Here is a 7,264-nt window from a genome sequence, read left to right on the forward strand (position 1 = left end):
GGTTTTAGGCTCTTTACTTGGTCATAGGTGATAAATGCTACCCAACTCTAACCTACTTGTCTCACGTATCTGGGACTTTTGCAAGAGGTCTATTGTTTTTCACGAGATGTTGCGCTCCTATAGGTGTGGTCTATCTAATTGAAAGCCGCCTTAAACTCGATTCATGTTTGGATTACACTTGCATTCAGTTGACCCGACCCAGCTATGCTTGAATGATGAAATCAGAGGCAGTAAGAGAGGGCGCACCAGTAAGTTGTGCAAATTGACCACCACTGCCGAAACCAGCAGCGCTACCATTTTGATTGTAAAATAACTGCCCAGTCATCCGGTCGTAGACAATTACAGCATTGCTAAGTGCCCCTAAACTGGTGATTTGCAAATCACTAGCGTTACTAAAACCCGTTCCCACATCAGAAGTAATAGCACTAAAGGTAGTCTTATCGAGGACAATCTTATCACCTTGAGAGTGATTGAAGTCAGCGATAGTATCAATACCTACAACAGCAGTATTAAAGATAGAATTGGTGTCGTAGAGGAAAGAATCAGCACCTGTACCACCCACAAGAGTATCGTTGCCCTGTCCACCAATCAGAAGATCGTTGCCAGTACCACCCCGCAGCAGGTCGTCACCACCGCTGCCATCGATGGTATCATTACCCCCTTGACCATTAATCACATCGTCGGAACTGTAAAAACCGCTGATGTTATTGTTCAAGTCATTGAGGAAAGTGACAGTGTCTGCTGTAGAAATATACGTTTGAGTGGAGTTGGCCTTAATCACATCAAAGCTTTTGGTAACACTGTCTTCTCCGTCAAATATGATATTGCCAATGGCAGGTCTTGTTGTCGATGCGGCTAAGTTCTCTAGGTTTTCTAACTTAAAGTTTTGCAGAGTGACTTTGGTATTAGCCACATTTCCAAAGGTGACTTCTAAATTGTTGCCATTTTGAGTTAATTGCAGATTTCTTGCAGTCAATTCAGTCCCAATAAATTGCAAGGTATCTACTTTGGCAATTACCGCAGCCGACGGGTTTGAGCTAGTACCTACACCACCAAAGTCAGTGATGCTGTAATTGCCATCGCCTCGTCGGATAGTAAAGGTGTCATTGGAGTTAGTGCCATTGAGAACTATAATTCCTGGGGCAGGAGCGGGTCTGACTTTGCCACTAATGGCAAAGTCAAAGGAGCTTTCATCAATATCATTGTTTTTTAAACTGAAGTTGCCACTATAGCTACCGTCTGTAGTGGGGTTGAGTGCCACCGATATGGTAGTAGAAGCATTAACAGCTATGCTCGTTGGAAGAGTTCCGACCAAACTAAATCCGTCGGGAAGTTCAAGATCACTCAGCTTGAGTGCGCCTGTACCAGTGTTCTTGATAGTAAAGGTTTTGGTCAAGGTATCACCAACAGTTGTTTCACCAAAGTTAATGGCAGTGGTGTCACCATCTGTAATGTCAACAGTGCCATTGAGAACTTGAATTTCCGGGGTAGTAACTGTACCACTAATGGCAAAGTCAAAGGGGCTTTCATTAATGTCGTTGTTGTTTAAACTGAGGCTGCCACTATAGACGCCAGGTGCAGTGGGATTGAGTGCCACCGATATAGTGGTGGAAGCATTAACAGCCACACTCGTTGGAAGAGTTCCGACCAAGCTAAATCCGTCAGGAAGTTTAAGATTACTCAGCTTGAGTGCAGCTATACCGGTGTTCTTGATGGTAAAGGTTTTAGTCAAGGGTTCACCAACAAGAGTCTCACCAAAGTTAATGGCGGTGTTGCCATCTATAATGTCAATATTGCCACTGAGAACTTGAATTTCTGGGGTTTTGGTAGGGTTACGGGGAGCTTCGTATGCACCAATATCAATGACTGTACTGCCATTACCATCACCATCTTGAGGAGTCCTCTTAGTGATGCTATTGAAGGCATTGGAACCACCATCAATCGCAACACTTCCAGGTTTGAGTGCAAAATTCCCTTTGTCTGGATCAACAAATTGAGGATCTTGACCCAAAAGATTTTGTAACCCTGTGGCGTTTAAATTATCTGAAGCTTGGAATTGGTTCGAGTTATAAACAAGATTGCGATCGAAAATTACATTTGTGTCATACTTAATTCTGTTAGCATTTTGATTGTCGCTTGCATACAAAATGTTGTTGTAGACACGTACATTTTCCGAGTAAGTAACACCAATCTCTCCAGAATCTGGAAGAACCTGGGCATTCTTGTAAGCCGTGTTATTGATAACATCAACATTGGTAGCTTTGAAAACATTAATGCCTGCACCTCCATTATTGTAAGTAATGTTATTTGCAATTAATGCCTTACCTGTATAGGCCACATTATCTTTGCTGGTATCGGTAGTATCAAGCATAATCCCATGTCCCTCAGTGATTTTGTCAGTGCCTCCATTTTTCCACGGAACTAAACTTTGGTTATCGTAGACAATGTTGTCTCGAAAAATCATTCTGTAGTCAGTTGTATTGTTATCAAAATTAAAACTGTTGAGAGAGGTTATTCCCTGATTGCCGTGAGGTGAATACCAAGCGTTTCCAGACACAATGTTTTTCTCAACAGTTATATAGTCTGAATTACTGAATGCTATGCCTCCACCTGGAAAGTTCCGAATTGTGTTACCAGTAATGACAATATGATGGGGATTAGTACCACTTACACCCTCGGCGTTTTTCGATGTATTAACAGCAATTCCATTACTATTGGTCAAGGGATTATTAAGGTTATTCTTCTCTTGCAAGGCATATTCGAGAGTGATATTTTCCCGATTGCCTTCTATATCAAGTCCTTCAATCCGCACGTAGGATGAACTCAATATATTAATGCCACTTCCCGTTGTTGTTATCGTCGGCGTAGCCCCTGGATAAGCTTTTATTGTTGTCCAGTTATCTGGTGAGCCATTCAAATTTAAAAGCGTAACCCCTTTCATTTGATAATTTCCATTCATGACGTAGAGCGTGTCGCCTGCTTTCATCTCATACACGGCTCTACCCAAGGTGAGAAATGCAGATTTTTCGTCTAAGCCTTTATTTTTATCACTGCCTGTTGCAGAAACGTAGTATGTTGTGCCAGCCATTTGTTTACTCCAAATATGTGTAAGGAAAATTGGTAGTACAATTTCAGCAACTTTCTTCAGTTGCTAAGTAGTTATTTGAATGAGTCATTTATCTGCACTGTTAAAGACAGTCACAGTTGTCCGATCGCAACTTAAAATCGCGTCGTTTGTAGAAACACTTTTGTAAAACTTAAAATTTTTCTTCTATCAACCGTTAATGGTTAAAGTAGGAATGTCGATACCGTCAATCGTCAGTGTTTTATTGAAGGTGATCGACCAATTTGGACGCAGACAATGCAGCGCAAAGCCAAAGACATTTCCTGTCATCTCTGCGTTTGTTGAGTGGTTCAAGTTGAATTGGTTGAAACTTTAGTAGGTTTACCCCTTAATTTAAGGGAACTAATGTAACAACTTAGTCGAACTTGTTGTATGCGGTGTAACTGAGCCTTGTGAACTCATGTATTAAAACTAACCTTTACATAGAGAATATAAACCAGTGAATACGCTGAATAAGGTTATTTTTTTTACAACATCTCCAAAAAGATTATGGAGATGTCGTGCTGGAGTCCTGTTAATTTTCAGAGTGATATGGGAGTGGAGAGCGCTTTGTGCAAGGATTTGATGAAGTTTTTCTAAAAATTTTTAAAGAAGCGATCGCTTCTTTAGCAAACGCCCCGCTACCATTAACAGCACTTTCAAGTCAGGTTGTGGCAAATCTTTGTGGTTGCGATCAGGAAGGAGGTTGGAAGGAAGAGGGTTTTAATCTAGTTCATCAATGTTTGAGATAGTTTGGTTTGATTATGCCAACTTACTTTATCTTCATAATATGAACACCCAAATAAACTCCAGAATACCCGTTGCTTTAACCATTGCTGGTTCAGATAGCGGTGGCGGTGCAGGAATTCAAGCTGATTTACGCACCTTTGCTTTTCACTGTGTCCACGGTACTAGCGCTATAACCTGCGTCACGGCACAAAACACTCTAGGAGTGAAGAGAGTTGATGCTATGCCAACAGAGGCTGTTGTGGCGCAAATTCAGGCAGTAGTTGAGGATATTGGCGTACAAGCTGTCAAAACGGGAATGTTGCTCAATCAGGAAATTATCTTTGCTGTTGCCCAGCAAGTGGAAGCTTTACAAATCAATAATCTAGTAGTTGACCCAGTAATGGTGTCACGCACGGGAGCACAATTGATTGATGATGATGCTGTAAAGACTCTGTGCCATGCCCTGATTCCCAAAGCGGTTATGATTACGCCCAATCGCTATGAAGCTCAAATTTTGAGCGGTTTACAAATTAATTCTTTAGAGGATATGCAAGCCGCTGCTGAAATTATTCACAAGACTTTAAAGACGAAGGTTGTTTTAGTTAAAGGCGGAGGTATGCAGGGAGATTTGCGTGGCGTTGATATCTGGTTTGATGGGGACAAGTTAGAAGTTTTGACTTGCCAACAAGTAGAGACAAAAAATACCCACGGTACTGGTTGTACACTATCAGCTGCGATCGCTGCTAATCTAGCTAAAGGAAAAGATTTGTGGCAGGCAGTGCAACAGGCAAAGGAATATGTGACTACCGCACTCACTTACGCCCTAGATATTGGCGAAGGGCAAGGCCCTGTGGGACACTTCTTCCCATTGTGGGAACTAGGGACTAGAGACTAGGGATTAGGGATTGGAGACTGGGCATTGGGGATGGGGACTAGAGAAAAGTTTTCTCAGTACTCCATCCCCAATGCCCAAATAAAAAATCTTTGCCCTTTCAGTATTTTTCTATTATTCTTGGGCATAGTTTCAGGGGTGACTATCTCTGTTAGCATCTCTGTACGATCTAATTACTTTGATTTTTAATACCAAGCCCCCGATGCGAACAACCATAGGTTCTGTTCACAGGAATTCGCCAACACCGACTACTCAAGCCTACCCTGCCTCTGTACCACTATCTGTATACAGGGAATTGTCAACAGAGTTGCAAGCAGCACAGGCGAGGCTAAATGCACTCACCACCCAAAATCAGCAACTAGCACAAGAAAATCAACTATTACGCCAAGAAATTACTAAAGTAGTTGAGTCTTTTTCTCGTTTGCAAAATTTTGTGGATTCTCATGGTACACCTAATTATCCCCAAGCTACCCAAGCTTCTGGTGACTTTAAAAGTGCTGCTAAACAGCCAGTAACACAAGTGCGTCCACCTCAGCAGGTTTCTCGTTCGCGTTCATCTGTTGTACCCAAACAACCACCTGAAAAAAGCCGCAACCAAGACTTTTCTACACCTGTAATGGAAATGAATTTCCCGATACCAGAACCAGTTTTTATAGAAGAGCAACAAGTCAGTTATTATTCCACTACTGAGCCAGATGTCAAGGGACTCAATGGCTGGTGGTTAATTATTACCATCTTGTTAATCATGCTGACTGCCTTTAGTGCTGGGTATTTCGTTGTGCGTCCCTTGTTTGAACATCAGAAACGTTAGTTGACATTCCCACAGTCATCAGCAGTAGCAGGCTATCGGGCTACCGTGTAATTTGGCTGCAATCGCTCTCTAAATATCCGAACAAATCTACTAAATGGCGGAAACGATCTATTTTTAGGTTATAAAAGTTACATAAAATGCTAAATTGACAGCAACTTCTTTATGTTAGAACCTCAAAGATTATCCAATTAATGAATCCTTGCCGCTTCTCATGTCACAAACCCTCAAGTAAAGCACCTACACTTTAAAAAAGTTGTAATTATTACATATTTTTTAGGAAAAGCACTGCTAGTTACAGCTTCAGACAGCGGATCTGGTTAGATATATAAACGAAGCTAGTAGAAGTCAGGAGTTAAGAAGATGAAAAAAGTAGAAGCTATTATCCGCCCATTTAAGCTAGATGAGGTGAAAATTGCCTTAGTTAACGCTGGTATTGTTGGCATGACTGTTTCTGAAGTCCGGGGGTTCGGACGGCAGAAAGGTCAAACTGAACGGTATCGTGGTTCTGAGTACACCGTTGAGTTTTTGCAAAAACTCAAAGTGGAAATCGTCGTTGACGACAATCAGGTTGATATGGTGGTAGACAAAATTATTGCTGCTGCTCGCACTGGTGAAATCGGCGATGGTAAAATTTTCATCTCACCTGTTGAGCAAGTGATTCGGATTCGCACCGGGGAAAAGAACACAGAAGCAGTTTGAATACTGATAAGCTTCTGAACTATATGCCTATATATGACTTAATAAATCACATATAGGCATATTCACACATCCTACTGGTTACAGGCTACGACAAAAACTAGCTTTATTCTTGACATAGAACGCATGTACTATATATATTTGATATATAATCTATATATAAAAATAGAGGTAAAGATGTTTTGAGCAAAAAAACTTTAATCACGCTTAACTTGTCGGACGCTGAACTTGAGTTACTAAATAGTCTTAGTGAAAAAAAGGACATGAATAAGTCAGCTGTGTTACGGCAAGCCTTACGGATGATGGGGCTGATTGAGCAACGCATAGAGCAAGGTGAAAAATTTTACTTTGAAACTGTAGACGAGAAGAAATCTGAACTTATACTTGTCTAGCTTAATTCAAACTTGTGAGTTGTTGCCTTGAATGCGATTGCTAAGTTACCCTTATTCCGTGTTAAAGACTCAGCCTTAGTTGAAGCAGAATTATATAATCTATCTTCTAAGCACATTTCCGACTTTGAAACTTTTTGGAAACAAAGACTTCAAAACTCATCTGAAGAAGACAGCCATTGGTCATGGATAGATAAATTTTTTAAGCTTTCAACGCCAAATTATGAAAGGCCCGCATTAGAATGCGAAGCGATTACTCAAGGACTTATGATTCTTGAGTTAGATTGCTATCGTTCTATTTTAGAATCTACTAAGAATCTCGTTTATGTCGATTACTTAACTATAGCTCCTTGGAATCGTCGTTCTATAGAAAATCCACCAATGTATAAAGGTGTTGGAAGTAGTTTACTAAAGTTGGCTATAGAGCAGAGCGTAGCTTTGATTTAGATTACAAGGGTAGGATTGATTTACATTCCTTACCTGGTGCGGAAAATTTTTATCGACAATTTGGAATGGTTGATTTGGAATATGATTCCAATAAAGAAGGACTAACCCTCTTTTGTCACTCTCGCCGGAGTATAATTAAGGGCGATCGCTAAAAGTGAAGCCTTAAGATGGTTGAGCCGCGCCCACCCGCGCCCACA

General features: G+C 41.0%; 7 protein-coding genes. 6 read left to right on the forward strand and 1 reads right to left on the reverse strand.

Annotation, left to right across the window (positions count from 1 at the left end; translation table 11 throughout):
• Nucleotides 1-202 precede the first annotated feature (202 nt).
• A complete protein-coding gene (locus V7L12_RS01410) occupies nucleotides 203-3,088 on the reverse strand; it encodes a choice-of-anchor D domain-containing protein (RefSeq protein ID WP_335081442.1) in 2,886 nt (961 codons plus the stop codon).
• 587 nt (nucleotides 3,089-3,675) lie between these two features.
• Here V7L12_RS01410 and V7L12_RS01415 point away from each other — a divergent pair.
• The 6 genes from V7L12_RS01415 (at nucleotide 3,676) to V7L12_RS01440 (ending at nucleotide 7,067) form a co-directional block, all read left to right on the forward strand.
• Entirely contained in the window at nucleotides 3,676-3,855 is a 180-nt protein-coding gene (locus V7L12_RS01415; RefSeq protein ID WP_334821654.1) for a hypothetical protein, read from the forward strand.
• Between the two features lie 38 nt (nucleotides 3,856-3,893).
• Complete coding sequence (thiD, locus tag V7L12_RS01420; RefSeq protein WP_335081444.1) at nucleotides 3,894-4,727, forward strand: bifunctional hydroxymethylpyrimidine kinase/phosphomethylpyrimidine kinase; 834 nt, start codon at nucleotides 3,894-3,896, stop codon at nucleotides 4,725-4,727.
• A gap of 199 nt (nucleotides 4,728-4,926) precedes the next feature.
• On the forward strand, nucleotides 4,927-5,535 hold the full coding sequence (locus V7L12_RS01425; RefSeq protein WP_335081446.1) for a cell division protein ZapB: 609 nt from the start codon (nucleotides 4,927-4,929) through the stop codon (nucleotides 5,533-5,535).
• A 360-nt stretch (nucleotides 5,536-5,895) separates the two neighbouring features.
• On the forward strand, nucleotides 5,896-6,234 hold the full coding sequence (locus V7L12_RS01430; protein ID WP_012410794.1) for a P-II family nitrogen regulator: 339 nt from the start codon (nucleotides 5,896-5,898) through the stop codon (nucleotides 6,232-6,234).
• Between the two features lie 209 nt (nucleotides 6,235-6,443).
• Entirely contained in the window at nucleotides 6,444-6,623 is a 180-nt protein-coding gene (locus V7L12_RS01435; RefSeq protein ID WP_267870640.1) for a hypothetical protein, read from the forward strand.
• Nucleotides 6,624-6,650: 27 nt separating this feature from the next.
• Nucleotides 6,651-7,067 (forward strand): GNAT family N-acetyltransferase, encoded by a 417-nt coding sequence (locus V7L12_RS01440; RefSeq protein WP_335081448.1) that lies wholly within the window; start codon nucleotides 6,651-6,653, stop codon nucleotides 7,065-7,067.
• The last annotated feature ends 197 nt before the right edge of the window (nucleotides 7,068-7,264 follow it).

The sequence above is a fragment of the Nostoc sp. genome (assembly GCF_036918245.1).
Classification (GTDB): domain Bacteria; phylum Cyanobacteriota; class Cyanobacteriia; order Cyanobacteriales; family Nostocaceae; genus Nostoc.

Coding starts and splice junctions, on each gene's coding strand:
- V7L12_RS01430 (WP_012410794.1), top strand. CDS start 5,896: ATGAAAAAAGTAGAAGCTATTATCCGCCCATTTAAGCTAGATGAGGTG.
- V7L12_RS01425 (WP_335081446.1), top strand. CDS start 4,927: ATGCGAACAACCATAGGTTCTGTTCACAGGAATTCGCCAACACCGACT.
- V7L12_RS01410 (WP_335081442.1), bottom strand. CDS start 3,088: ATGGCTGGCACAACATACTACGTTTCTGCAACAGGCAGTGATAAAAAT.
- thiD (WP_335081444.1), top strand. CDS start 3,894: ATGAACACCCAAATAAACTCCAGAATACCCGTTGCTTTAACCATTGCT.